Here is a 24,576-nt window from a genome sequence, read left to right as displayed (position 1 = left end):
CGGCGGGCGGCCGTCCACCCGGCCGACAGTTATCCACAGCCCTGGGCAGGCGGGGCGGGACCGCGTACGGTTTCGAGGCATGAAGATCCTTGTCAGCGCCGACATGGAAGGCGCCACCGGTGTGACCTGGCCGGCCGACGTGCTGCCCGGCACGCCCCAGTGGGAGCGGTGCCGGTCCCTGTTCACGTCCGACGTCAACGCGGCCGTGCTGGGGTTCTTCGACGGTGGCGCCGATGAGGTCCTCATCAATGAAGCGCACTGGAGCATGCGCAATCTGCTGCTCGAAAGACTGGACGAGCGGGCCGAGATGCTCACCGGCCGGCACAAGTCCCTGTCCATGGTGGAAGGGGTGCAGCACGGGGACGTGGACGGCATCGCCTTCGTCGGGTACCACACCGGCGCGGGCGCCGAGGGGGTCCTCGCCCACACCTATCTGGCCAACACCATCACCGGCGTCTGGCTCAACGGCGTCCGGGCCAGCGAGGGCCTGCTGAACGCCCACGTCGTCGCGGAGTACGGCGTGCCCGTCATCCTCGTCACCGGCGACGACCTGACCTGCGAGGACGCCCTCGCATACGCGCCGGAGGCCCGCAAGGTCGCCGTCAAGGACCACGTCTCGCGGTACGCGGCGGTGTGCCGCACCCCCACCCGGACGGCCGCCGACATCCGCGCCGCAGCCAAGGACGCGACCTCTCTCGCCGTACGGTACGAACCGGTGCGCGGCGGGCCGTTCACCGTGGAGCTGGAGTTCGACGCGGCGCATCTCGCGGCGGCCGCCACCGTCGTGCCGGGTGTGGCGGTCAGCGGGGAACGGCGCGTGGCGTACACCAGCGAGACGATGTACGAGGCCATTCGTGCCTTCAAGGCGGTCACCACGATCGTCTCGGCCGCAGTGGAGGAGCAGTATGGCTGACGTGACGCCCTTCGACACGGATTCCCAGGCTCTCGACGAGGTGGTGACCTTCACCTCCGAGCTCATCCGGATCGACACCACCAACCGCGGCAACGGCGACTGCCGGGAGCGGCCCGCCGCCGAGTACGTCGCCGAGAAGCTCGCCGAGGCCGGGCTCGAACCGGCCCTGCTGGAGCGCACACCCGGCCGCAGCAACGTGGTGGCGAGGATCGAGGGCACGGACCCGTCCGCCGAGGCCCTCCTCGTCCACGGCCACCTGGACGTGGTGCCGGCCGATCCCCAGGACTGGGACGTACACCCCTTCTCCGGGGAGGTCCGCGACGGGCTGGTGTGGGGCCGGGGCGCCGTCGACATGAAGAACATGGACGCGATGATGCTGGCGGTGGTCCGCGAATGGGCCCGCCACGGCATCCGGCCGCGCCGCGACATCGTCATCGCCTACACCGCCGACGAGGAGGCCAGCGCCGCCGACGGCGCCGCCTACCTCGTACGCCGCCACCGGGATCTGTTCGAGGGCTGCACCGAAGGCATCGGCGAGTCCGGCGCGTACACCTTCCACGCCGGGCCCGACCTGGAGATCTATCCGATCGGGGCGGGGGAGCGCGGCACCGCCTGGCTCAAGCTCACCGCGGAGGGCAGGGCGGGACACGGCTCGAAGGTCAACCGGTCCAACGCGGTCAGCAGGCTCGCCGAGGCCGTCGCCCGCATCGGCAACCACCAGTGGCCGGTGCGCCTCACGCCGACGGTGCGCGCCGCCCTGACGGAGCTGTGCGCGCTGCACGGCCTCGATCCCGACCTCGACGCCGACGACTTCGACGCGGACGTGCTGCTGGCCAAGCTCGGCCATGCCGCCGCACTGGTCGAGCCGACCATCCGCAACAGCTCCAACCCGACCATGCTGCACGCCGGTTACAAGGTCAACGTGATCCCGGGGACGGCCACCGCCCACATCGACGGACGCGTACTGCCGGGCGGGGACCTGGAGTTCGCCGAGACGATGGACATGCTCACCGGGCCGGACGTCGAGTGGGAGTTCCAGCACCAGGAGATCCCCCTCCAGGCGCCGGTCGACTCGCCGACGTACGCCAAACTCCGCGCCGCCCTGGAGCACTTCGAGCCGGACGCGCACGTGGTGCCGTTCTGCATGTCCGGCGGCACCGACGCCAAGCACTTCGCCCGGCTCGGCATCGTCGGCTACGGCTTCGCGCCCCTGCGGCTGCCCGTCGGCTTCGACTACCAGGCGCTGTTCCACGGTGTCGACGAGCGCGTCCCCATCCAGGCGCTGCACTTCGGCATCCGCGTCCTCGACCACTATCTCCAGACCGCATAAGAGGGGGAGCATCCGGCATGGTACCCACGGGGGCTTACGGAACGTGGCCGTCACCGATCGACGCCCGCCTCGCCGCCGCGCACGACGGGCGTCCCGAGTACGTCGGTGTGGTCGGCGACGAGGTGTGGTGGACCGAGCCGAGGCCCGCCGAGGGCGGCAGACGAGCCCTGGTGCGCAGGCACCCGGACGGCACCGAGGCACCGGTGCTGCCCGCCCCGTGGAACGTGCGCAGCCGGGTCGTCGAGTACGGCGGGCAGCCATGGGCCGGGGCGGTGCGCGAGGACGGCGCCGGACCACTGGTGGTCTTCAGCCACTTCCCCGACCAGCGGCTGTACGTGTACGCGCCGGACGGCGGCGGCGACCCCGAGCCGCTCACCCCGGTGTCCGGCGTGGGGCACGGACTGCGCTGGGTGGACCCCGTCGTCCACCTGGACCGGGGCGAAGTCTGGTGCGTCCTGGAGGAGTTCACCGGACCCGGGTCCGGTGACGTCCGGCGGGTCATCGCCGCCGTACCGCTCGACGGGTCGGCGGCCGGGGACCGGGGCGCCGTACGGGAACTGACCGACGACCGGCACCGGTTCGTCACCGGCCCGCGGCTCTCACCGGACGGCCGGCGGGCCGCGTGGCTCGCCTGGGACCACCCGAGGATGCCGTGGGACGGCACGGTCGTGATGACCGGTGACGTCACGGACGGCGGACCGTTCACCGGTGTGCGGGCCGTCGCCGGGGGCACGGAGGAGTCGGTCTGCCAGGTCGACTGGGCCCCGGACGGCTCGCTGCTGTTCGTCTCGGACGCGTGCGGCTGGTGGGAGCTGCGGCGGATGAGGCCGGGCGACGCCGAGGCGGCGGGCCTGTGCACCGGGCGGGCGGAGGAGTTCGGCGGCCCGCTGTGGAAGATCGGGCTGAAGTGGTTCCAGCCGCTGGCCGACGGGACGATCGCCGTCATCCACGGCAGGGGCGCCACCGGCCTGGGCATACTCGATCCCGAGACCGGCGAGGTGGTCGACGCCCCCGGGCCGTGGACGGAGTGGGCCTCCACACTCGCCGGCCACGGGTCGCGCGTCATCGGCGTGGCGGCCAGCCCGCGCAGCGGCTACGAGGTCGTGGAGCTGGACACCAGCACCGGCCGCACCCGCGTCATCGGCTCCGCGCACGACGACTCCGTCGACCCGGCGTACTACCCGGAGCCGCAGATCCGCACCTTCACCGGACCCGACAACCGCGAGATCCACGCCCACATCTACCCGCCGCACAACCCCGACCGGATCGCCCCCGACGACGAGCTGCCGCCCTACGTGGTGTGGGCGCACGGCGGGCCCACCGGGCACGCCCCGCTCGTGCTGGACCTCGCGATCGCGTACTTCACCTCGCGCGGGATCGGCGTCGCCGAGGTCAACTACGGCGGCTCCACCGGGTACGGCCGCCCCTACCGGGACCGGCTGCGGGAGCAGTGGGGCGTCGTCGACGTCGAGGACTGCGCCGCCGTCGCGGAGGCGCTGGCCGCCGAGGGCACCGCCGACCCGGACCGGCTCGCGATCCGGGGCGGCAGCGCGGGCGGCTGGACCACGGCGGCGTCACTGGCCGCCACCGACGTCTACGCCTGCGGCACACTGCTCTACCCGGTGCTCGACCTGTCCGGGTGGGCGGAGGAGACCCACGACTTCGAGTCCCGCTACCTGGAGTCGCTCATCGGGTCGCCCACCGACGTCCCGGGCCGCTACCGGGAGCGCGCGCCGATCTCCCAGGTGGAGCGGATCTCCTCGCCGTTCCTGCTGCTCCAGGGGCTCGACGACGTGATCTGCCCGCCCGTGCAGAGCGAGCGGTTCCTGGCGGCGATGGCGGGCCGCGGCATACCGCACGCGTACATCGCCTTCGAGGGGGAGGGGCACGGCTTCCGGCGGGCCGACTCCGTCGTCCGGGCCCTGGAGGCGGAACTGTCGCTGTATGTGCAGGTGTTCGGGATCGACCGGTCCGACGTGCCGCCGCTGGAGCTGCGGAAGTGACGGTCGTGCCGCTGGAGCGGCCGTCGCGTCTGCGGCCGGGCGACCGGGTCGCCGTCGTGGCGGCCAGCGGCCCCGTGCCGGAGGACCGCCTGCGGGCGGGCCTCGACGTCCTGCGCGGCTGGGGACTCGACCCCGTGGTCATGCCGCACGTCCTGGACGTCCACCCTGAACTGCCGTACCTCGCGGGCACGGACGAGGACCGCGCCCGCGACCTGACACGGGCGTGGTGCGACCCCTCGGTGGCCGCGGTGATCTGCGCTCGCGGCGGATACGGCGCGCAGCGCATGGCCGACCTGCTGGACTGGACCGCGATCCGGGCCGCGGGGCCCAAGGTGTTCGTCGGCTACAGCGATGTGACGGCGCTGCACGAGGCGTTCGCCGTACGGATGGGGCTGGCCACGCTGCACGGTCCGATGGCCGGGGTGCTGACGTTCCTCAAGGACCCCGTCACCCGGGAATCGCTGCGGGCCACGCTGTTCGAGCCCGAATCGGTGCGCGTCCTGGGGCTGGAGGGCGCCCGTCCGATGGTGCCCGGCCGGGCCCGGGGCGTCACCCTGGGCGGCTGCCTCGCCCTGCTCGCCGCCGACCTCGCGACCCCGCACGGCCGCCCCTCGGCGCGCGGCGGACTGCTGCTGCTGGAGGACATCGGCGAGGAGCCGTACCGGCTAGACCGCATCCTCACTCAGCTCCTGCGCGCAGGCTGGCTGGAGGGCGTCCACGGCGTCGCGCTCGGTTCGTGGGAGGAGTGCGGGCCCTACCCGGAGGTCCGGGCCACGCTGGCGGACCGCCTGGGCGGGCTCGGCGTGCCGGTCGTGGAGCAACTCGGCTTCGGCCACGGCCCGACCACCCTGACCATCCCGCTGGGCGTGCCCGCCACTCTGGACGCGGAGGCCGGCACGCTCACGCTGGACGAGCCCGCACTGCGCTGACGGGCAGCCCCCCTCTGCGCCGTCGCACTCAACCGCCGACGGTGGCGAGTTTCGCCGCGAAACCGAAGAACACGACACCGGCGCCCGTGGTGAGCCCGGCGGACAAACGCCTGCGACGGCTGAACTGAGCGGAGTACCCAGCGCATGGGTGGGCAGGTTCGCCACTCCCAGCATCAGTACCACTCCGCTCCCCGGCTGTCCGGTCGGCCGCCGGACACCAATGAGCGAGTCCTGCTACGGCTTCCCGCCTCAACCGGGGCCTGTATTCCGGGGCGCACGCCCTCAGGGGACGCCCGCGGCCGGTGACCGGTGCGCCTCGCGCAGCGTCGTGTACACCGCCCACCCCACCGACACCAGCGGCACCGCGACCACCGCCCCCACCACACCCGCCGCGATGGCTCCCCCTACCACCGAGATGGCCACCACCAAGGGGTGGAGCCGGACCGCCCAGCTCATCACCAGCGGATGCAGCAGGTGCCCCTCGATCTGACCGATGATCACGATCAGGGCGACCACGATGGCCGCCGTCAGCGGGCCCTTCGCCGCCAGGGCGACCACCGCCGCCACCGCCAGCGCGACCGGTGAGCCGATCAGCGGCACGAACGCGGCGAAGAACTCCAGCAGCGCCAGCGGTACGGCCAGCGGCACCCCGAGGAAGTAGAGCGCCACGCCGACGAGGATGGCGTTGGTCGCGGCGACGAGCACGATCCCGCGCGTGTAACCGGTGAACGTGCGCCAGGCCGCCTGCCCCGCGAGGGCCCAGCGGGGCCGCGACCGTTCCGGCAACTGCGCGCAGAACCACGCCCACTGCCGGTCGCCCGCGTGCAGGAAGAACACCGAGGCGAACAGGCCGAGGGCGACCGCTGTCAGCACGTGCACCGCTTCGCTCGCGCCGCTGACCGCCTTGCTCAGCAGCGTCGAGCGGTGGCTGGAGAGGAACTGGGTCACCCGGTGGTGCAGGTCGGACAGGACGTCCGGGTTCAGCCGGAACGGCGGCTTCTCCAGCCACCTCTCGATGCGGTCGACACCGTCCCGGAACTCCCGCACCAGCGTCGTGGACTCGCCCGCCACGGCCTCCCCGACCAGCGCCAGCACCCCGAACACCAGCGCGATCCCGCTGATCAGCGTGACGGCCACCGCGACCCCGCGGGGCAGTACCCGGGCCACCAGGTCGGCGAGCGGGCGCAGCAGCGCGGTGACGACCAGCCCCAGGAAGAGGGCCACCCCGATCTCGTGGAACCGGCCCAGCAGCGCGAAGACGGCGTACACGGCGGCACCGACGACGAGCAGGCGCCACGCGCGGGCCGCTGCCGTACGGAGGAACGGGGACACCTGGGGCTCCATGCCCATGCAGGTACCACCGCGCCCCCGACGCGCCGCGCCCCCGGGCCCCACGTTCGCCCACCCGGGCGCCCCACCAGCCCCGTACGGCCGCGCGCGGGCCGGCCACGGCGGTGCGGCGGTGCCGGCGGTACGGGGCGGCGGTGGTGCGGCCACCGTGCTTCCGGCCCCGTCGGGCGCGCGCCGTGCTCCGGCGCGGCGCGGGCCGTGGCGCGGCGCCGGGGCCCCGGCCCGGCGCGGCGGCCCGCTGCGCGGCGGAGGTGTCGCCTAGAGGGCGGCGTAACCCGGGCGGACGACCTCGTCGATGATGCGGCGGCGCTCCGGCAGCGGCAGGAAGGCGGCCTCGACGGCGGCGACCGTGAACTCCTCGAAGACCTCGGGGCCGTACCCGAAGGCGTCCACCATGTGCTGGAACTCCTGGCTCATCGTGGTGCCGGAGACCAGGCGGTTGTCGGTGTTCAGCGTGACGCGGAAGCCGAGGCGGCGGAGCTGGTCGATCGGGTGCGTGGCGTAGTCCTTGGCGGCGCCCGTCTGGAGGTTGGAGGTCGGGCAGACCTCCAGCGCGATGCGGTTGTCGCGGACGTAGGCGGCAAGGTGGCCCAGCGTGGCCGTGCCGTCCTCGTGCACCTGGATGTCGTCGGTGATCCGCACGCCGTGGCCGATCCGCTCGGCGCCGCAGACCTGCACCGCCTCGTGGATCGACTCCGCGCCGACGGCCTCGCCCGCGTGGATGGTGAAGTGGCAGTTGTGCCGCTTCAGGTGCTGGAAGGCCGGCAGGTGACGGGCCGGCGGGTTGCCGATCTCGCCGCCCGCGATGTCGAACCCGGCCACGCCCCGCTCGCGGTGGGCGACGGTCAGCTCGGCTATCTCCAGCGAACGGTCCGTGTGGCGCATGCCGGTCAGCAGCGTGCCCACGGTGATCCGCCCGCCGGTGCGGCGCTCACCCTCACGGAAGCCGTCGTTCACGGCCTCGACGACCTCGTCCAGGGTCAGGCCGCCCGCCAGGTGCTGCTCGGGGGCGTACCGCACCTCGGCGTAGACGACCCCGTCCGCCGCCAGGTCCTCGGCGCACTCGGCCGCGATGCGGAACAGCGCCTCGCGGGTCTGCATCACCGCACAGGTGTGGGCGAAGGTCTCCAGGTACCGCTCCAGCGAGCCCGAGTCGGCGGCGTCGCGGAACCAGACCGCGAGCTCGGCCGGGTCCTCGCTCGGCAGGCCGGTGTAACCGCACGCGCGGGCCAGCTCGATGATCGTGGCGGGCCGCAGGCCGCCGTCCAGGTGGTCGTGGAGGACCGCCTTGGGGGCGCGGCGGATCCAGTCGGCGGTGGCGGGAGCGTCGGCGGGGACGTTGTCAGACAAGTGCATGGAGCCGGAGTGTACGGCACGCCCGGGACGGGCGCCGTGACGCAGCCGACAGGCCGGGACGGGGGCAGCGGGCGGGCCGCGCGGGCGCGGTGGTGCGGCTGCTCCGGCTGGGGCGGTGGCGGGGTCGGTACGGCCGAAGGAGACCGGTGGCGTCCGGCCCGATCGGGGGCGCGGTCGACGACCCGGCCGGCCCGCCCGACGGGCCGGTGCCCGCCCGGTGGCGGCGGCACCGGTGGCCGGCCCAGCCCGGTGGCCGGCCGGTCAGTTCGACTGGAGGACCGGCAGGGCGGCCGCGCCGGTGGGCAGCATGTGCTTGGCCGCCAGGACCGGCGTGTCCCCGGCACGGACCACCTGGGTGATCAGCACGGCCGGGGTGTCGGCCGGCCGGCCGAGCTGCTCGCCGCGCCGCTGGCCCACCAGCGTGGCCGTCACGCTGCTGTGGGCGCTCAGCGGCACACCGCGCGAGGCCCCGGCAAGGACGGCCAGCATCGACGTACGCCCGGCGTCAGGCCCGTCCGCGACGGCTTCCAGTGCCCGGGCGAACGCCGGGTGGGCGGCGTCCAGGACGTCCTCGGCGGCCGCCCACTCCTGGCTGAGCGCCGCCGCCGCGCCGTCCGCGGCCAGCAGCGACTCCCAGAACAGCAGCCGGGCGCGGGCTGCCGCGAGCAGGTGCTGGGCGGTGAAGTCGGTCGGCTCCTCCACCGCCCGCAGCAGCGCGCGTACGCGGACGGGGGCGCCCGCGCCGATCAGCTCCTCCAGCGGCTGGATGTGCTCGAAGCCGCGTCGCGGCGGCCGGTCCGCCACGGTGCGGCCGACGCCGCGGCGCACCGACAGCAGCCCGTCCTCCTGGAGCAGCAGCAGCGCCTCGCGCAGGGCGGGCCGGCTCACCCCCAGTTCGGCGGCGAGCTTGGGCTCGGAGGGCAGGGTGGAGCCGGGTGGGTAGGTGCCGGCGTGGATGGCGTCCACGATCCGCTCGTACAGCACGACCACCGGCCGGCGCTGCTCGGCGCTGCTGACCACCACGGCTCCTCCTCGGTTCACTTGTCTGCAAGTTATGCCCACCCCGGCGGGCCGGGCAACGGCCGTGAGGTCTCGATTCATCCGTGCTGAGCTGGGGTGATCGAGATCAATCGGAAAAGTTGGCCGAAGGGTATTGACGTTTACGCGCGTAGATTCCAATCTGGCTCAGCGGTACTTGTCTGACAAGGTCGTCCATGACGTCGCCGTGTCGTCCATGACGTCGCTGTGCCGCCGCACGACCACCGCACGAACCCGACATGACATCCGAGGCAAAGGGGCCGACATGTCCATCTCGCTCGGCCGGACGCGTTCCGGGGCCGAATCCGACCTGGCGGGCCGCGGCCCCATGCTGCTGGCGATGGTCATGGCCGTACTCGGCTACCAGATCAACGCCACCATGCTCAGCCCCGCGCTCCCCGACGTGATCGAGCGCCTCGGTACCACCACGGCCGCCGCCGGCCTGTCGCAGACCCTCTTCTTCCTGATGGCCGCCATCGGCCAGGTCACGCTCGCCCGCCTCAGCGACCAGCGCGGCCGCAAGCCGATGATGATCGTCTGCGCGTTCGTCCTGATCATCGGCAACCTGCTCTGCGTCTTCGCGCCGAACATCGAGGTCTTCATCGCCGGCCGCGTCCTCCAGGGCATCTCCGCCGCGATGTTCACCCTCGCCTTCCTCACCCTGAACCAGCTCCTCACCCCGGCCGGCTTCGGCAAGGCGGCGGGCATCATCACCGCCGTCAACGGCGGCCTCGCCGGTGTCGACGCCATCGCCGGCGGCCAGATCGCCGACACCATCGGATTCCGCGGCATCTTCGTCTGCTCCACCCTGATCGCCGTGGCCGGTCTGATCGGCGTACGCCGCTACGTCCCCGACGTCCCGCCCACCATCGACGCCGACGCCCGCTTCGACTCGCGCGGCATCGCCGCCCTCGCCCTCGGCCTCACCGGCGTCCTCGTCGGCCTCGCCCAGGGCGGCGCCTGGGGCTGGACGTCCGTGCTCACCCTCGGCTTCCTGCTCGGCGGCCTCGCCTCGCTGGTCTTCTTCGTCGTCTCGCAGAAGAGCGCCCCGAACCCGGTCATCGACCTCGACGTCCTCGCCTCCCGCCGCGCCTGGCCGCTGCTGCTCACCACGGTCTGCACCCTCGGCGGCGCGTTCGGCGCGATCGCGCTGACGATCCCCCTCTTCTCCCAGGACGCCCGCGTCGGGCTCGGCCTGAGCGCCGTCACCGCCGCGGTCCTCTTCCTCACGCCCATCCAGCTCATCGGCGTCATCTCCGCCCCCCTGACCGGCCGCCTCGGCCCGAAGATCGGCTGGCGCACCATCGTGGTCACCGGAGCCGTCGCCAACTTCGTGATCTTCGTCTTCGCCACGCTGTTCCTGCACAGCGAGTGGATTCTGGTCGCGGCCCTCGCCGCGCTCGGCGTCACCTACGGCGGCTTCATGCTCACCGGCCTCAACGGTCTCGCCGTCACCACCGCCCCCAAGGACAAGCCCGGCTCCCTCTCCGGTCTCAACGGTGCCTGTTTCGGCATCGGCGCCTCGCTCGGCATCGCCCTCGCCTCCGCCATGATCAGCGCGGGCAGCGACGCCCGGGGCGTCACCGAGGCCGGCTACCAGCACGCCATGTACGCCGCGCTCGCCCTGCTCGGCATCGGCGTCGTCACCGCGCTGCTCATCCAGCGCCCCGACCCGGCCGAGACCGCCGAGGCCGAGGAGCCGCGGCTCGTCGTCAGCCACCACTGATCACCCGTACGGCCCGCTCCACCGCCCCCGCCGGCCAGGATCGACCCATCCTGGTTGCCGGGGCGGCGGCACGGGCGCATCCGGGAGGCGACAGTGAAGCGTGCGGCGACGGTGACGGCGGCGATGGCGCTCGCCCTGACGGGTGCGGGCGCGGCACCGGCGGCCGCCGCCGGCCCCCCGCTGCCGGACTTCACCGGCAAGGGACTCATGACCGTCTTCACCACCATGGACCACCGCACCAGGGTCGACGTGCGGGACGCCAGCGGCTACGGCCGCACGGTCCTGTGGCCGGTCAACTGGAAGGTCTGCTCCCAGCACCCCGCCCCCGGCACGGACCTGGACGGCCGCACCCTCTCCGTCGACGTGATGAAGAAGGGCGAGAAGTGCCCGGCGACGAGCGCGGCGGCCCGCCCCAAGCGCCCCCGCTGACACCGTCGTACTCTGACGGGATGTCTGCGAACGGCCCCCACACCCCGTACCTGGCCCACGGGCCCCGCGTCGGCATCCGGCACTTCACCGACGAGGACGCCGACGAGTTCACCGCACGGGCCCGCGAGAGCCGGGAGCTGCACCGGCCGTGGCTCTTCCCGCCCGACACCCCCGAGGCGTACGCCCGGTACGCGCGCGCCCGCATCGAGAGCCCGGACACCGAGCCGCTGCTGGTGTGCGAACGCGACGCCGGCGGGGCGATCGCCGGATTCATCAACATCAACAACATCGTCCGGGGCGCCTTCCTCAGCGGCGCCCTCGGCTACGGCGCCTTCGCCCACGCGGCCGGCCGGGGGCTGATGGGCGAGGGTCTCGCCCTGGTCGTCCGGTACGCCTTCGGGCCGCTGCGCCTGCACCGGCTGGAGGCCAACATCCAGCCGCAGAACGAGGCGTCGATCGCCCTCGTACGCCGTGCCGGTTTCCGGCGGGAAGGCTTCTCCCCGGCGTTCCTCTTCGTCGACGGCGCCTGGCGCGACCACGAACGCTGGGCGATCACCGCAGACGACCCGGCGCCCGGCCCGTCCTGACGGGCCCCGGCCGGCGGGTGGCCGTGCCACCCGCCGGCCGGGAGGACCGACGTCAGTGCTTGAGCGTGTCCTTGCCCTTTTCCACCGTCTGCTTGGCGTCGCCCTTCATCTGCTCGAGCCGTCCCTTCGCCTCGAGACTCTCGTTGCCGACCGCCCTTCCGGTGGCTTCCTTGGCCTTGCCCTTGGCGGTCCGCGCCACATTCTTGGCCTTCTTGCCCGTGGCCATCTGTGTCACCTCCTGGGCGGTCACCAGCACCGGCGGGCGCCGTGCGGAACACGCCCCACAGAGCGCGCTTACCCGCCGTCCGCAGTGCCAAGCGGGCAAATAGCCATATTGGAGATATGTACGACTAGTACTCCTCGGGGGGCGGAAGCAGCGTTCCCAGAGGGCCGAGATCCAGGTTCAGGTCCTCCATGGTGAGGCCGTACCGCGCGCACAGCCCGGTCATCCGGTCGTGCAGCACCATCAGCGTCGCTCCCAGGCGCTCTTCCTCCTCCTCCGTGAGGTCACCGGCGTCCACCCGGTGCAGGGCCTGCCGCTCCATGAGCTGCCGGAGGAGTTCCACGAGGGTCAGCACCAGCTTCATCAGGTCGCGCTCCACGCTGTCCGGGTCGGTGTTGATCCGGCGGGCGGGGTGCGGCGCCGAGTCCGCCCTGCCGGGCCGGGGCAGCTCGCCCGGGGCCGCCGGGAGCAGCCGGAACGCACGGGTGGCCGCGTCGGCGACCTCCCGGTAGCGGGCCGGGTCAGGATCGGGCGGCATGGGGATCACGAGGGGCGGCGGTGGCGGCACGGCCCCAGGGGGAGGGGTTCTCCTCGCTGATGGACACGATCAGCGCGCGCAACGAGACCCGTACGAGGTCGATGTCGGCGATCGACAGGACGACGTCGCCCGTGACGACCACCCCACCGGTCAGCAGCCGGTCCAGCAGGTCGATCAGGGCGACCTGCCGCTGTGGCAGGGCGTCGGGGCCGGAAGGGCCCGACGTGCCGGACCGGGCGTCCAGGGTCATCCCGGGGTCGCCTCCTCCTCCGGTTCCACCGCCGCGTCGGCGGCGAAGGAGTAGGGCGCCCACGGTCCGGTGACCTCGGCCCGCACGGCGGCGTCGCTCCCGGCCGCCTCCCGGACCGCCGCGAGGAACGCCTCGGAGGCGTCCACGGGGACCAGGTACGCGTCATTGCCGATGTTCTCGCCGCGCTCCCGCACCAGCGGACCGTGCTGGACCCGGTGGCGCACGTGCTCGACGGCGTGGGCCCGGGCCGCCTCATGGATGCGCCCGGCGGCCTCCGCGGCCGCCCGGTGGGCGTCGTCCCTGGCCGTACGCTCCCGACGGCGTCCGAGCAGATACGCCCGCCCCGGACTCAGCTCCTCACCCCCGGGCCCACCGCCCTCGGAGCGCTCGGAGCCCCGGGAGCCCGCGGAGCCGGTGGGCGCGGGCGCCGCCGCCGAAGGGTCGGCGTACACCTTCACGCCCCACTCCACGTGACCGGCCAGCCGGGACAGGCGGGAGCGGAACGCGGCACGGCCCGTCCGCAGAAGGTCGCGCACGCGCTCGTCGTCGCGGTAGATGGTGGCCAGCCGCAGCGGAAGCACGGTGGCGCGGCCCGCCACCGCGTCGACGACCCCGTGGTGGGCCCGGGCGACGGCCTCCAGCCACTCCAGGTCCTCCAGGTGGGCCGCCAGCGGCCGCTCCTCGAAGTCCGCGGCGGGCACGGCGCTCACCACGCCCGCCAGGTCCTCCTCCGCCACCACGCGCACCGGCGCCCCGGCCACGCCCGTGAGGCCCGCCACCACGTCCCCCAGCGCGGGCAGGGCCTCCGCGACCCCGTACAGGTAGGTGACGCTCCCGCTCATCGGCCGTCCTCCGCCGACCGCCGCCGGCCGGTCCCGCTCCCGGTCCCGCTCCCGGTACGGGACGACGTACGCCGCGTTCCTTCATCCGCTTCGCGCGCCCGGCGGGCGGGCCGGCGGCGTTCCGCGGCCTCGTCGGCGGGCCCGGCCGCTTCGAGCGCCCGCTCCTCGCGCAGGGCGTCGATCTCCGCACGCAGCCGCCGGTTCTCCTCCGCGAGCTCCCGCCGGTTCTCCTTGGCGAGCCCACGGTCACCGGCCCGTGACGACAGCGAGGGGTCGTGCTCCCACCAGTCGATGCCCATCTCCTTGGCCTTGTCCACCGAAGCCACCAGCAGCCGCAGCTTGATGGTCAGGAGCTCGATGTCGAGGAGGTTGATCTGGATGTCACCCGCGATCACGATCCCCTTGTCGAGCACCCGTTCCAGGATGTCGGCCAGGTTCGCCGACGAGCCCTGTCCGTACGGGGGCGCCGCCCGGGACGGGAAGGAGCCGAGCCTGTTGGAGACGGGTTCATTCACGGCCGGTCGACCTCGATTCGGCGTCGGTCAGCCCCGGGTTCCGGCCCGGCGGCGTGGGCGGTCCTCTTCGTAGGTTCCTTCGTCCTCGGCGTCGTCCCAGCCCTCGTCCTCGTCGTCCTGACCCGGCCGGTCCTCCTCGTCCCAGTCGTCCTCGTCGGCCTCGTCCTCCATGTCCCGCTCGTACGCCTCGTCGTCGTCCTCGTACCGGCCGCGACGGCCGCCGCCCCTCGGCGCACCCCGGTCCTCGTCCTCCTCTTCCACCTCGTCCCCGTACTCCTCCTCGTCCTCGCGGGCCTCCTGCCCCTCCTGGTCCTCCTGGTCCTCCTGGTCCTCCCGCTCCTGCTCGTCCTTGACCGCCTCGTCGTGGTCGCGCACCACTTCGCCGTCGCGGATCTCGCCGCGCCAGCCCTCGGCGGGTTCGCCCTGCATGGTGACGAACTTGCGGAAGAGCTTGAGGTCCAGGCGCGCCCGCCTGCCCTGCGCGCGCCAGATGTTCCCGGTCTTCTCGAAGAGCCCCTTGGGGAAGTACTCCAGGACCAGCAGCACCTTGGTGAGGTTGTCGCCCAGGGGGTGGAAGGTCACCACACCCTTCGTGGTGCCCTTGGCGCCCTCGGACGTCCAGGCGATGCGCTCGTCGGGGAGCTGCTCGACGGTGGTCGCCTTCCAGCTCCGGTTGGACTTGGCGACCTTCGTCTGCCAGGAACTCGTGATGTCGTCGGACTTCTCGACGTTGACCACGCCCTTGGCGAAGCGTGAGAACTCCTGGAACTGCGTCCACTGGTCGTACGCCTGGCGTACGGGGACGCCCACGTCGACGTCCTCGATGATGACGACGCTCTTGCCCCGGGTCTCCCCCTTGCCGCCCTTGCCGGTGATCTTGCCGACCAGCCCCTTGACCTTGTCCTTCACCCCGCCGGTGACGTGCGACATCGCCATGGACGCCACCGCGCCGCCCGGGGACTTGCCCTTCGACAGGGCCTCGCCGCCCTTGGCGAGGGTGCCGAGGGCGCCGCCCAGGGACTGGCCCGGGTCGCCCAGTTGCCTGGTGGCCTCGCCGAGGCGCTCACCGAGCGTGCCGACCGCCCGCTCGGCCCGGGCCTCCAGGTATCCCCGCAGCTCTTCCTTGAGCCGGTCCGTCGCACCGGCCGCCATGTCCGTGCCCTTGCCGCCGGTCATGCCCGTGACCTCCTCGCCGTGCCGGTCGTGTCCTTCTCACGCGCGCCGGCCTCCTTGTCCGAGGACCTGCGGCGCGGCCCGTCGGACCCGGCCTTCGCCGACCGCTTGCGCGGCTTCGGACGCCGGTCCTCACCGGCGGCCCCGCCCGCGTCCTCCCCCGTGTCCTGCCCCTGGTCCTCGCCCTCGCTCTCGTCCTCGAGGCCCTCGTCGTCCCGGTCCTTCGCGCGGCTCTTCTTCCGGCCCTTGTCCCCGTCCTTGTCCCGGTCCTCTTGGTTCTTCTCCTCGTTTCCGTCCTCGCTGTCCGCCTCCTCCGCGGCCTTCCCGCCCTTTCCGGAGGGCAGGCCCTCCCGCAGGTCGGCGGTGCGTGAGTGCAGCGTGTCGGCCAGCCGGTCCGCCCGGGCGGCGACGGCCGTCGTCGCGGCCTGCTTGCCGGCCGTCATGAGGTCCTCGCGGATCTGTTTGCCGAGGGCGTCGATGGCCGGCGACCCGGCGACCGCCGAGGTGATGTCCTTGGCGTTGATCTTCTTGCGGAGCATCCACGTCGCCATCGCGATGGCGAGCTTGCCCTTCTTGGTCCGTCCCAGCACGTAGCCGCTCAGCAGCGCAGCGCCGGTCGTCGCGTTGTTCATCGCGGGAGATCCTCCTCGCACGTCATGGTTCGCGGCCTTCCCAGAAGCGCTGGATCTCCTCGAGCCGGTCCAGCAGCTCGTCCTCGCGCCGGTCGAAGGTCTCCTGGTCGATCCGTCCGGACGTCAGTTCCTGCTCCAGCTCGGCGAGCGCCTGCACCACCGGCCGGGCGTCGTAGTACTCCTGCTCGGCGGCTTCGGTGACTCGCTGTACGACCCACCCGACCCCCCGGACCGGGGCCAGTGGGAGGGTGACGAGCTGGGTGAAGAGGCCCATGAGCCATGCGCCCCCTAGACGAAGCTGTAGGGCGGCAGCGGCCCGTGCAGCCGGAAGGAGAACTCGTCGCCGAACTGCTCGGCGAGGTCCGCCTCCCGCTCCAGGAAGGCGTTCTGGCGCTCCCGCTCGACGAGGAAGGACACGCTCACGAAGTCGTCGCCGGAAGCGTCCGCCTCCCGGATCTCGCGCGCCATCGGCCTCAGCGCCTCGACGACCCCGGCCGCCAGGGACTCCCGGCGGGCGTCGACGCCGGCCGCGACCAGCTCACCGAGGGAGACCTTCAGGTCCTGGCCGCCCTGCCCGCTGCGGATCTCCTCGTTCATGCGGCGCGCCTCGTCCGACTGGCGCAGGACGTCCCGCAGCAGGACGTCCTCGTCGCAGGACGCCTTCAGGTGGAACTCCGTGCAGCCGTGCAGGGCCGCCAGCCGGTCGCGGTAGTTGTCGGCGCGTTCCTTCAGGGCGTCGCGCACCGCGTCGTCGTCGGGCGCCAGGGCGCCGAAGCGCAGCGGCAGCACCCCCGCCTGTCCGAGGAGTTCCTGGAGGACCGTCTGGTGCGCGATGACGTCACGGCGCTTGGCCCGCAGGCCGTCCGGTGCGTCACTGACGACGGCGGCGAGGTCGCCCTCCGTCACCACCCGCAGCTCCTCCGCCGGCTCGCCGACACCCGTGATCCCGTCCAGACGCAGGGGATGGGTCGCCGGCGTGATCGCGTACACGTAGACCGCCATGGCTCACTCTTCCCGGCGCCGGGGAGGACGGCGCGGCCGTGACCTCTCCCGCTCCTCTACCGGTTCGGGTTCTTCCTCGCGCTCGTCCTGTCCCTTGCGGAACGAGTCGGTGAAGGAGTCGGAGATGGCCTCCACCGCTCCCGTGAGCGCTCCCTTGCTCTTCCCCCGTGCCCCGCCCTCGGTCATCTCGCCCACCAGCTCGGGGAGCTGTGTGGGGGCCTTGCGCCCGCTTTCGAGGTCGAGCCGGTTGCAGGCCTCGGCGAAGCGCAGGTAGGTGTCCACACTGGCCACCACGATGCGGGCGTCGACCTTGAGGATCTCGATGCCCACCAGGGACACCCGGACGAAGACGTCGATGACCAGTCCCCGGTCCAGGATCAGTTCCAGGACGTCGTACAGCGATCCGGTCCCGCCGCCGCCCCCGCCCCGGGCGACAGGACCTCCGCCTCCTTGTGGCACCACCGTCATGGTGCCTCCTCTCACGGACCGCCCGCTCGCACGGTCCGGGCCGGCGCTCAGGTGCGCCGGTCGATCTGCCCCCGCGTGTAGCGGCGGATCCGTTCGTACGCCATGAGCTCACCCTCGGTGTCGAGCGTCACCCGGTAGCTCGCCAGCACACTGGTCGTCTCGGGGATGCGCTCCAGCTCCAGCACTTCCACCTCGGCCTCCCACCCGTCCTCGGTGGGCCGGAGTGCCGAAACGGACTCCGGGGGCCTGCCCAGCAGCTCCCGGAGCTGCTCGGCGGCGGAGCGCATGGCCTTCGGCGCCGACACCCGGCGGGGACGGGCGTCCCCGCGGTCACCGCGGCGCTCGCGCCGCGGCTCGTCGCTGTGCCGTTCCGAAGGCATCGTCGTCTCTCACCTACTGCCGTAACGGACATAGGCGTCACAAGCCATCGAATTAAGCATATAGGACGAGGGGTGGGTGCCCCTCGTCCTCCGTACCGCACCGAGGAGTCAGCGGCGCTGGTCGACGTACTCGAAGACCGAACCGTCGGGATGGACCGCGATCAGGTTGCGCCCCACCGGCGTCGCCACCGGGCCCGCCACCACCTTCGCGCCCGCCTGGGTGAGCGTGTCGTGGGCCGCGTCCACGTCCTCGACCGCGATCGTGGCCGCCACCTTGCGCAGGATCTCCAGCTCGGACTCCGGACCGCTCATCAGCAGGAAGCAGCCGATGGCCGCGACGGACACGCCGCCGCGCTCGAACCGGAGTGCCCGGCCGCCGGTGAGCCGTTCGTAGAAGACCACCGAGGTCTCCAGGTCGTCGACGCAGACGCGCAGCGTGGTACCGAGGATCTCCATACGGGCGAGGGTAGTTGACGCGGTGGGGGAGTGAGATCCGTTCGGGCTCACGCCCGGCACAGCACCTCGCCGTGCGGCACCAGGAACCAGCCGTCGTCGTGGCGCCCCCACGTGCGCCAGCCCTCGGCGATGGCGGCCAGCCGCGAGGCGGTGGCGTGCCCGCCGTCGACGGCGAGCCTCGCGTACACCGACGCGGTGGTGCGGTCCGCCCACAGCCCGCTCCACCAGGCGCGTTCCCCGGGCGTGGCGTAGCACCAGGTGCCGGCGCCGGCGGTGATGTCGGTGAACCCGGCCCGCCGGGCCCACGACAGCAGCCGGCGGCCCGCGTCGGGCTCGCCCCCGTTGGCCCGGGCGACCCGCCGGTACAGCTCCCGCCACTCGTCCAGCACCGGGGAGCCGGGGAACCAGGTGAAGGCCCCGTAGTCGCTGTCGCGCGCCGCGACGACACCCCCGGGCCGGCACACCCGCCGCATCTCGCGCAGCGCCAGGACGGGGTCGCCCACGTGCTGGAGCACCTGGTGGGCGTGGACCACGTCGAAGGAGCCGTCGGGGAAGTCCAGCGCCTGGACGTCCCCCACCGCGAACTCCACGTTGTCCAGGCCGCGTTCGGCCACCGTGGCGCGGGCCTGCTCCAGGACGTCCCCCGCCGCGTCGACCGCCGTCACGCTGCCGCCCGGTGACACGAGCGCGGCCAGGTCCGCCGTGATGGTGCCGGGGCCGCAGCCCACGTCCAGCACGTGCAGCCCGGGCCGCACCTCGCCGAGCAGGTACGCCGCCGAGTTGGCGGCCGTCCGCCACCGGTGCGAGCGCAGGACCGATTCGTGGTGCCCGTGCGTGTAGACAGCGTCGGCCATCGCCGTACTCCCTCTGGTGACGGGGTCGTTGGTACGGTCACGGTACGCCGCCGTGTCGCATGATGATACGTCGATCTCGCATATTGGTACGCCCGTCACGTGGGCGGCCCCTGCGGCAGAGCCGCGGCGAGGGCCCCGTCCCGCCTGGGGAACCGGTGCCGGGACCCGGCCGTAACCCGGTGCCGGACCGGCCGTAACCCGGTGCCGGACCGGTCCGGTGACCGTAATGCCGCGTTTGGGAGGCAGGCTCCGGGGCACCGGGAAGGTCCGTCCGCTTCACGCGGCCGTGCACGCAGACATGACGCTGGAGGCCCTGTGACCCCGTCCGTCAGCCCGTCCGGCCACCCCGGCGGCTCCCGCGCCCGCGCCCTGCCGCGCGTCGTGATCGTGGGAGCCGGCTTCGCCGGATACCAGACCGCCCGGAACCTCTCCCGCAGCCTGCGCGGCCGCGCGGAGATCGTGCTGCTCAACCCCACCGACTACTTCCTGTACCTGCCGCTGCTGCCCCAGGTCACCGCGGGCGTCCTGGAGCCGCGCCGGATCACCGTCTCCCTGCCCGGCACCCTCCGCCACGTACGGCTGGTGCTCGGCCAGGCCGACCACGTCGACCTCGACGGCCGCGCGGTCCACTACACCGACCCGGAAGGCACCGAGGGCACCCTCACCTACGACCGGCTCGTGCTCGCCGTCGGCAGCGTCAGCAAGCTGCTGCCCATCCCGGGCGTCGCCGAGAACGCCACCGGCTTCCGCGGCCTGCCCGAGGCCCTGTACCTGCGCGACCACATCACCCGGCAGATAGAACTCGCCTCGGCCGCCGGCAACCCCGCCGAATGCACCTCCCGCTGCACCTTCGTGGTCGTCGGCGCCGGGTACACCGGCACCGAACTGGCCGCGCACGGGAAGATGTTCACCGACGCCCTCGTCCGCCGGCAGCCCGCCTGGCCGTCCGGCGTACGGCCCCGGTGGATGCTCCTCGACGTCGCCGACCGCGTCCTGCCGGGCCTCGACGAGAAGCTCTCCCGCACCGCCGACGAGGTGCTGCGCGCCCGGGGCGTCGACGTCCGGACCAGGACGTCGGTCAAGGAGTCCAGGCCCGACGGGGTGCTGCTGGACGACGGCGAGTTCGTGGAGACCCGGTCGCTGATCTGGTGCGTCGGCGTACGCCCCGACCCGCTCGTCTCGGAGCTGGGCCTGCCCGTCGAACGCGGCCGTCTCGTCGTCAGCCCGCAGCTCGGCGTCCCCGGCCACCCGGACGTCTTCGCGTGCGGCGACGCCGCCGCCGTACCGGACCTCGCCCGGCCCGGCGAGTTCACCCCCATGACGGCCCAGCACGCCTCCCGGCAGGGCAAGGTCGCAGCCCGCAACGTGGCCGCGTCCCTCGGGTTCGGCGAGGCCGTCGCGTACAAGCACAACGACCTCGGGTTCGCCGTGGACCTGGGCGGGGTGAAGGCGGCCGCCAACCCGATGGGCGTGAAGCTGTCCGGCCCGGTCGCCGGCGCCGTGACCCGCGGCTACCACCTGGCCGCCATGCCCGGCAACCGGGTGAGGGTCGCCGCCGACTGGCTGCTCGACGCCGCCCTGCCGCGCCAGGCCGTCCAGCTCGGCCTGCTCCGCTCCTGGCAGGTGCCCCTCGACACCGCCTCGCCCGAACTGGCCCGGATCCCCGGCGGACCCGGCAAGGAGTGACATGCACCACGAAGAACTGGCGTCCCTGGGGCAGCAGTTGCGCGTCGACGCGGTACGGGCCGCCGACGCCGCCGGCTCGGGGCACCCCACCTCGTCCATGTCTGCGGCCGACATCGCCGCCGTCCTGCTCGCCCACCACCTGCGGTTCGACTTCGACCACCCCGAACACCCCGGCAACGACCGGTTCGTGCTCTCCAAGGGGCACGCCTCACCGCTGCTGTACGCCATGTACAAGGCCGCCGGGGCGGTCGGCGACGACGAACTGCTCACCTTCCGCGAGCTCGGCAGCCGCCTCGAAGGGCACCCCACCCCGCGGCTGCCGTGGGTGGACGTCGCCACCGGCTCGCTCGGGCAGGGCCTGCCCGTGGGCGTCGGCATCGCGCTGGCCGGCAAGCGCCTCGACGAGATCCCGTACCGCGTCTACGTGCTGTCCGGCGACAGCGAGATGGCGGAGGGGTCGGTGTGGGAGGCGGTCGAGCACGCCGCGTACAACCACCTCGACAACCTCACCCTCGTCGTCGACGTCAACCGGCTGGGACAGCGCGGCCCGACGCGGCACGAGCACGACCTGGCCGCCTACGAGCGGCGGCTGCACGCCTTCGGCTGGCACACCATCGAGGTCGACGGCCACGACGTGGAAGCGGTCGACCGGGCGTTCGCCGAGGCCCGTTCCACCATCCGGCAGCCGACCGCGATCCTCGCCGCCACCCACAAGGGCCGGGGCGTCGCCGCCGTCGAGGACCTGGAGGGCTTCCACGGCAAGCCCATCAAGGACGCCGAAGGCGCCGTCGCGGAGCTGGGCGGCCCCCGCTCCCTCCACGTCGCCGTCCAGAAGCCCACGGAGGACACCGGGCGGAAGACCACGCCCCACGGCGAGAGCGAGCCGCCCGAGCCCGAGCTGCCGCGCTTCGACGTCGGCGACTCGGTCGCCACCCGCACCGCCTACGGGCACGCCCTGGAGGCCCTCGGCTCGGCCCGCGCCGACGTCGTCGCCCTCGACGCGGAGGTCAGCGACTCCACGCGCACGGAGTTCTTCGCCAAGGCCCACCCCGAGCGGTACTTCGAGTGCTACATCGCCGAACAGCAGCTCGTCGCCGCGGCCGTCGGTCTCCAGACCCGCGGCTACCTGCCGTACGCGTCGACGTTCGCGGCCTTCCTCACGCGCGCCCACGACTTCATCCGCATGGCGGCCGTCAGCCGCGCCGGGATCAACCTCATCGGCTCCCACGCGGGCGTCGCCATCGGCCAGGACGGGCCGTCCCAGATGGGCCTGGAGGACCTGGCCATGTTCCGCTCGGTGCACGGCAGCACAGTGCTGTACCCGTGCGACGCCAACCAGACGGCCAGGCTGGTGGCCACGATGGCCGACCTCAAGGGCGTGCGCTACCTGCGCACCTCGCGCGGCGACACCCCCGTCCTGTACGGGCCGGACGAGACCTTCCCGGTCGGCGGTTCCAAGGTGCTGCGCGGCCACGGCGACGAGGACCGGGCGACCGTGGTCGCCGCCGGGATCACGGTCCACGAGGCGCTCAAGGCCGCCGACCTGCTGGAGGAGTACGGCATCCCGGTACGGGTCGTCGACCTGTACTCGGTCAAGCCGGTCGACACCGACACGCTGAACGACGCGGCCGCGGCCACGGGATGCATCCTCACCGTGGAGGACCACCACCCGGAGGGCGGCCTCGGTGACGCCGTCGCGGAGGCCTTCGCCGACGGCCGGCCCGCGCCGCGCATGGCACGCCTCGCGGTACGGGACATGCCGGCCTCGGCGACTCCGGAGGAGCAGCTCCACAAGGCGGGCATCGACGCGGAGTCGATCGCGGCCGCCGTACGACTGCTGGTGGAGCGCGTCGTGGCGCCCTGACCGGTCGGGGCGGACGGCCCGGGCCCGGACGGCACACGGCGCCGTTCAGGCCCGGGCCGCGCGTTCAGGCCCGGGCCGCCCGCCACCGGTCCACGGTCAGGGCGTACTCCACATCGCCGTGCTCGGACCCCTCGATCACCTCGGGCCACTCCTCGAAGAACGTCCGCACGTACCGCAGCCCGCACTTCTCCAGCACGCGCCGCGACCCCGTGTTGACCGTCATCGTCCGCGCCACCACCCGCCGCACACCCAGCTCCCCGAACCCCCGGTCGATCAGCGCGCGGGCGCCCTCGGTCGCGTACCCCGCGCCCCACGCCGCCCGGCGCAGCCGGTATCCCAGCTCGGCCTCCCCCTCCCGGGCCGTCGGCTCGAGCTGGAACCAGCCCAGCCACGCGCCCGTGCCCCGCTCCCGCGCGGCCCAGAAGCCCGGGCCCATCAGCCGCTCCAGCGCCCCTTCCCGCACCTCCTCGCGGGTGACGGGCCGCCCGCCGTTGAGGTACCGCATGACCTCGGGGTCGTTGTCGAGCGCCACCACGTCGTCCAGATCGGCGGCGGTGACCGTACGCAGCACCAGCCGCGGCGTCTTGAGGAACACATCCATGGTCCGGATGCTGTGCCCGCGCACCGCCGCCCCGCAAACGGTTTCCGGCGTGTGGCGGGTGAGCGCCCGGGTAAGCGGACACGATGAGTACGAGCAGCACCAGGGCCGTACGCGCCGGCCGCCGAACCGTCGACATCCACCGCCCCGACAAGGTCCTCTTCCCCGGTGACGGCATCACCAAGGCCGACCTCGCCGGCTACTACCACTCCATCGCGCCCTTCATGCTGCCCCAGCTCCGCGGCCGCCCCCTGATGCTCGAACGGCACCCCGACGGCATCGACGGCCCCCGCTTCATGCAGAAGGACACACCCGCCGGCTACCCGGACTGGGTGCACCGCGTGACGGTTCCCAAGGAGGGCGGCACCGTCACCCACACCGTGTGCGACGACACCGCCACGCTGCTCCACCTCGCCGACCAGGCGTGCGTCACGCTGCACCGGTGGCAGTCCAGGGCCGGCCGGCCCGACCACCCCGACCGCATGGTCTTCGACCTCGATCCCCCCGCCGACGACTTCGCCGCCGTGCGCCGCGCGGCGCACCACCTCGGCGAACTCCTCGACGCGCTCGGGCTGCCCTCCGCCCTCATGACCACCGGCTCCCGCGGCCTGCACGTCATCGTCCCGCTCGACGGGCACAGCACGTTCGACGACGTCCGCGCCTTCGCCCGCGACGTCGCCGACACGCTCGCCGCCGCCCACCCGGACGAACTCACCACCGCCGCGCGCAAGCAGGCCCGCGGCGACCGGCTCTACCTGGACATCCAGCGCAACGGCTACGCGCAGACGGCCGTCGCGCCCTACTCCGTGCGGGCCCGGCCCGGCGCCCCCGTCGCCACGCCCCTGCGCTGGGACCAGCTCGACGACCCGGCCACGCACGCCCGCCGATGGACCGTCACCACCGTGGCGGACCAGGCCCGCAGCACCCCCTGGGACGGCTCCAAGCTGCGCCCCCGCGCCCTCGGCCCGGCCCGCCGGCGCCTCGACGCACTGCGCTGAGACGACGCCGACATCAGGCCAAGGGTTTGCGGAACCGAGTCACGGCAACCCGAAGAGCGAGGCAGTTATGGCGAATACCCCCGAAAACACTGACAAGAAGACCACCGCACGCAAGACCACAAGCACGACGAGCGCCCGGGCGAAAAGCGCCCGGGCACAACAACAGCCCCGGGAACAGTCGCCCGGCCCCATGCAGGTGCTGCGCGGCGCATGCGCCCAGCTCGCCGAACTGACCGGCATGGAAGCCGAGTCGGTGTCGTCGTTCGAACGCACCGAGGACGGCTGGAGCCTGACCGTCGAGGTCCTCGAACTGGCCCGTGTCCCCGACACGATGAGCCTGCTCGCCTCGTACGACCTCACGCTCGACGCCAACGGCGAGCTCAGTGGCTACCGGCGCGTCCGCCGCTATGAACGCGGCAGGGCCGACCGTTCCTAG

General features: G+C 73.1%; 28 protein-coding genes. 11 read left to right on the top strand and 17 right to left on the bottom strand.

Annotation, left to right across the window (positions count from 1 at the left end; translation table 11 throughout):
- The first annotated feature begins 79 nt into the window (after positions 1-79).
- The 4 genes from E2B92_RS11885 to E2B92_RS11870 are packed head-to-tail and all read left to right on the top strand — an operon-like array spanning position 80 to position 5,175.
- Positions 80-913 (top strand): M55 family metallopeptidase, encoded by an 834-nt coding sequence (locus E2B92_RS11885; RefSeq protein WP_126888583.1) that lies wholly within the window; start codon positions 80-82, stop codon positions 911-913.
- Complete coding sequence (locus E2B92_RS11880; RefSeq protein WP_126888584.1) at positions 906-2,243, top strand: M20/M25/M40 family metallo-hydrolase; 1,338 nt, start codon at positions 906-908, stop codon at positions 2,241-2,243. Before E2B92_RS11885 ends, E2B92_RS11880 begins: the two co-directional genes overlap by 8 nt.
- Positions 2,244-2,260: 17 nt before the next feature.
- Positions 2,261-4,246, top strand: coding sequence for a prolyl oligopeptidase family serine peptidase (locus tag E2B92_RS11875; protein ID WP_126888585.1), 1,986 nt, complete (start codon positions 2,261-2,263; stop codon positions 4,244-4,246).
- Positions 4,243-5,175, top strand: a complete 933-nt coding sequence (locus tag E2B92_RS11870) for a S66 peptidase family protein (RefSeq protein WP_126888586.1) — start codon at positions 4,243-4,245, stop codon at positions 5,173-5,175. Before E2B92_RS11875 ends, E2B92_RS11870 begins: the two co-directional genes overlap by 4 nt.
- A gap of 282 nt (positions 5,176-5,457) precedes the next feature.
- Here E2B92_RS11870 and E2B92_RS11865 read toward each other — a convergent pair whose 3' ends face one another.
- The 3 genes from E2B92_RS11865 to E2B92_RS11855 all read right to left on the bottom strand — a co-directional run bounded on the left by E2B92_RS11865 (position 5,458) and on the right by E2B92_RS11855 (position 8,901).
- Complete coding sequence (locus tag E2B92_RS11865; RefSeq protein ID WP_126888587.1) at positions 5,458-6,525, bottom strand: AI-2E family transporter; 1,068 nt, start codon at positions 6,523-6,525, stop codon at positions 5,458-5,460.
- A gap of 258 nt (positions 6,526-6,783) precedes the next feature.
- On the bottom strand, positions 6,784-7,881 hold the full coding sequence (locus E2B92_RS11860) for an adenosine deaminase (protein ID WP_126885381.1): 1,098 nt from the start codon (positions 7,879-7,881) through the stop codon (positions 6,784-6,786).
- Positions 7,882-8,142: 261 nt separating this feature from the next.
- Positions 8,143-8,901 (bottom strand): GntR family transcriptional regulator, encoded by a 759-nt coding sequence (locus E2B92_RS11855; protein WP_126885383.1) that lies wholly within the window; start codon positions 8,899-8,901, stop codon positions 8,143-8,145.
- Positions 8,902-9,184: 283 nt separating this feature from the next.
- Between E2B92_RS11855 and E2B92_RS11850 the strand changes: the two genes are divergently transcribed.
- From E2B92_RS11850 to E2B92_RS11840, 3 genes are all read left to right on the top strand, one after another.
- Positions 9,185-10,645 carry an MFS transporter gene (locus E2B92_RS11850; RefSeq protein WP_126885380.1) on the top strand — a complete coding sequence of 487 codons (1,461 nt, stop codon included), beginning with the start codon at positions 9,185-9,187 and terminating at the stop codon, positions 10,643-10,645.
- Between the two features lie 93 nt (positions 10,646-10,738).
- Entirely contained in the window at positions 10,739-11,074 is a 336-nt protein-coding gene (locus tag E2B92_RS11845) for a hypothetical protein (protein WP_126885379.1), read from the top strand.
- Between the two features lie 20 nt (positions 11,075-11,094).
- Positions 11,095-11,661 (top strand): GNAT family N-acetyltransferase, encoded by a 567-nt coding sequence (locus tag E2B92_RS11840; protein ID WP_126885378.1) that lies wholly within the window; start codon positions 11,095-11,097, stop codon positions 11,659-11,661.
- 52 nt (positions 11,662-11,713) lie between these two features.
- On the opposite strand, the gene E2B92_RS11835 is transcribed toward E2B92_RS11840, so the two are convergent.
- The 13 genes from E2B92_RS11835 to E2B92_RS11775 all read right to left on the bottom strand — a co-directional run bounded on the left by E2B92_RS11835 (position 11,714) and on the right by E2B92_RS11775 (position 18,994).
- A complete protein-coding gene (locus tag E2B92_RS11835; protein ID WP_126885377.1) occupies positions 11,714-11,887 on the bottom strand; it encodes a CsbD family protein in 174 nt (57 codons plus the stop codon).
- 124 nt (positions 11,888-12,011) lie between these two features.
- Positions 12,012-12,422, bottom strand: a complete 411-nt coding sequence (locus tag E2B92_RS11830; protein ID WP_126885376.1) for a gas vesicle protein K — start codon at positions 12,420-12,422, stop codon at positions 12,012-12,014.
- Positions 12,406-12,672 (bottom strand): gas vesicle protein GvpJ, encoded by a 267-nt coding sequence (gene gvpJ / locus E2B92_RS11825; protein WP_126885375.1) that lies wholly within the window; start codon positions 12,670-12,672, stop codon positions 12,406-12,408. The genes E2B92_RS11830 and gvpJ overlap by 17 nt, the downstream gene beginning before the upstream one ends.
- Positions 12,669-13,514, bottom strand: coding sequence for a GvpL/GvpF family gas vesicle protein (locus E2B92_RS11820; RefSeq protein WP_126885374.1), 846 nt, complete (start codon positions 13,512-13,514; stop codon positions 12,669-12,671). Before E2B92_RS11820 ends, gvpJ begins: the two co-directional genes overlap by 4 nt.
- Positions 13,511-14,029, bottom strand: coding sequence for a gas vesicle protein (locus tag E2B92_RS11815; protein WP_126885373.1), 519 nt, complete (start codon positions 14,027-14,029; stop codon positions 13,511-13,513). The genes E2B92_RS11820 and E2B92_RS11815 overlap by 4 nt, the downstream gene beginning before the upstream one ends.
- A 27-nt stretch (positions 14,030-14,056) precedes the next feature.
- The gene (locus tag E2B92_RS33795; protein ID WP_126885372.1) at positions 14,057-15,205 is read right to left on the bottom strand and encodes an SRPBCC family protein; all 1,149 of its coding nucleotides are present in this window, start codon (positions 15,203-15,205) and stop codon (positions 14,057-14,059) included.
- Complete coding sequence (locus E2B92_RS11805) at positions 15,202-15,834, bottom strand: hypothetical protein (protein ID WP_126885371.1); 633 nt, start codon at positions 15,832-15,834, stop codon at positions 15,202-15,204. The genes E2B92_RS33795 and E2B92_RS11805 overlap by 4 nt, the downstream gene beginning before the upstream one ends.
- 22 nt (positions 15,835-15,856) lie before the next feature.
- Entirely contained in the window at positions 15,857-16,108 is a 252-nt protein-coding gene (locus tag E2B92_RS11800) for a gas vesicle protein GvpG (protein ID WP_126885370.1), read from the bottom strand.
- Positions 16,109-16,122: 14 nt separating this feature from the next.
- Positions 16,123-16,836, bottom strand: coding sequence for a GvpL/GvpF family gas vesicle protein (locus E2B92_RS11795; protein WP_126885369.1), 714 nt, complete (start codon positions 16,834-16,836; stop codon positions 16,123-16,125).
- A gap of 3 nt (positions 16,837-16,839) precedes the next feature.
- Positions 16,840-17,304, bottom strand: coding sequence for a gas vesicle structural protein GvpA (locus E2B92_RS11790; RefSeq protein WP_126885368.1), 465 nt, complete (start codon positions 17,302-17,304; stop codon positions 16,840-16,842).
- Positions 17,305-17,351: 47 nt separating this feature from the next.
- The gene (locus tag E2B92_RS11785) at positions 17,352-17,684 is read right to left on the bottom strand and encodes a gas vesicle protein GvpO (RefSeq protein WP_126885367.1); all 333 of its coding nucleotides are present in this window, start codon (positions 17,682-17,684) and stop codon (positions 17,352-17,354) included.
- Positions 17,685-17,792: 108 nt separating this feature from the next.
- Complete coding sequence (locus tag E2B92_RS11780) at positions 17,793-18,140, bottom strand: VOC family protein (protein WP_126885366.1); 348 nt, start codon at positions 18,138-18,140, stop codon at positions 17,793-17,795.
- A 47-nt stretch (positions 18,141-18,187) separates the two neighbouring features.
- On the bottom strand, positions 18,188-18,994 hold the full coding sequence (locus E2B92_RS11775; RefSeq protein WP_126885365.1) for a methyltransferase domain-containing protein: 807 nt from the start codon (positions 18,992-18,994) through the stop codon (positions 18,188-18,190).
- Positions 18,995-19,309: 315 nt separating this feature from the next.
- On the opposite strand from E2B92_RS11775, the gene E2B92_RS11770 reads away from it, so the two are divergent.
- Together E2B92_RS11770 and E2B92_RS11765 are read left to right on the top strand one after the other, a co-directional pair.
- Positions 19,310-20,680, top strand: a complete 1,371-nt coding sequence (locus E2B92_RS11770) for an NAD(P)/FAD-dependent oxidoreductase (protein WP_126885364.1) — start codon at positions 19,310-19,312, stop codon at positions 20,678-20,680.
- A 1-nt stretch (position 20,681) separates the two neighbouring features.
- Positions 20,682-22,544, top strand: coding sequence for a transketolase (locus tag E2B92_RS11765; RefSeq protein WP_126885363.1), 1,863 nt, complete (start codon positions 20,682-20,684; stop codon positions 22,542-22,544).
- Between the two features lie 64 nt (positions 22,545-22,608).
- Here E2B92_RS11765 and E2B92_RS11760 read toward each other — a convergent pair whose 3' ends face one another.
- Positions 22,609-23,145 carry a GNAT family N-acetyltransferase gene (locus tag E2B92_RS11760; RefSeq protein ID WP_126885362.1) on the bottom strand — a complete coding sequence of 179 codons (537 nt, stop codon included), beginning with the start codon at positions 23,143-23,145 and terminating at the stop codon, positions 22,609-22,611.
- Positions 23,146-23,228: 83 nt separating this feature from the next.
- On the opposite strand from E2B92_RS11760, the gene ligD reads away from it, so the two are divergent.
- Both ligD and E2B92_RS11750 read left to right on the top strand, forming a co-directional pair.
- Positions 23,229-24,140, top strand: coding sequence for a non-homologous end-joining DNA ligase (gene ligD, locus E2B92_RS11755; protein WP_126885361.1), 912 nt, complete (start codon positions 23,229-23,231; stop codon positions 24,138-24,140).
- Positions 24,141-24,207: 67 nt separating this feature from the next.
- The gene (locus tag E2B92_RS11750) at positions 24,208-24,576 is read left to right on the top strand and encodes a gas vesicle protein GvpO (protein WP_126885360.1); all 369 of its coding nucleotides are present in this window, start codon (positions 24,208-24,210) and stop codon (positions 24,574-24,576) included.

The organism is Streptomyces sp. WAC05374 (assembly GCF_004353505.1).
Lineage (GTDB): Bacteria > Actinomycetota > Actinomycetes > Streptomycetales > Streptomycetaceae > Streptomyces.
The sequence above is the reverse complement of the archived record's forward strand: the minus strand, read 5'-3'. Positions and strand labels throughout refer to the sequence as shown.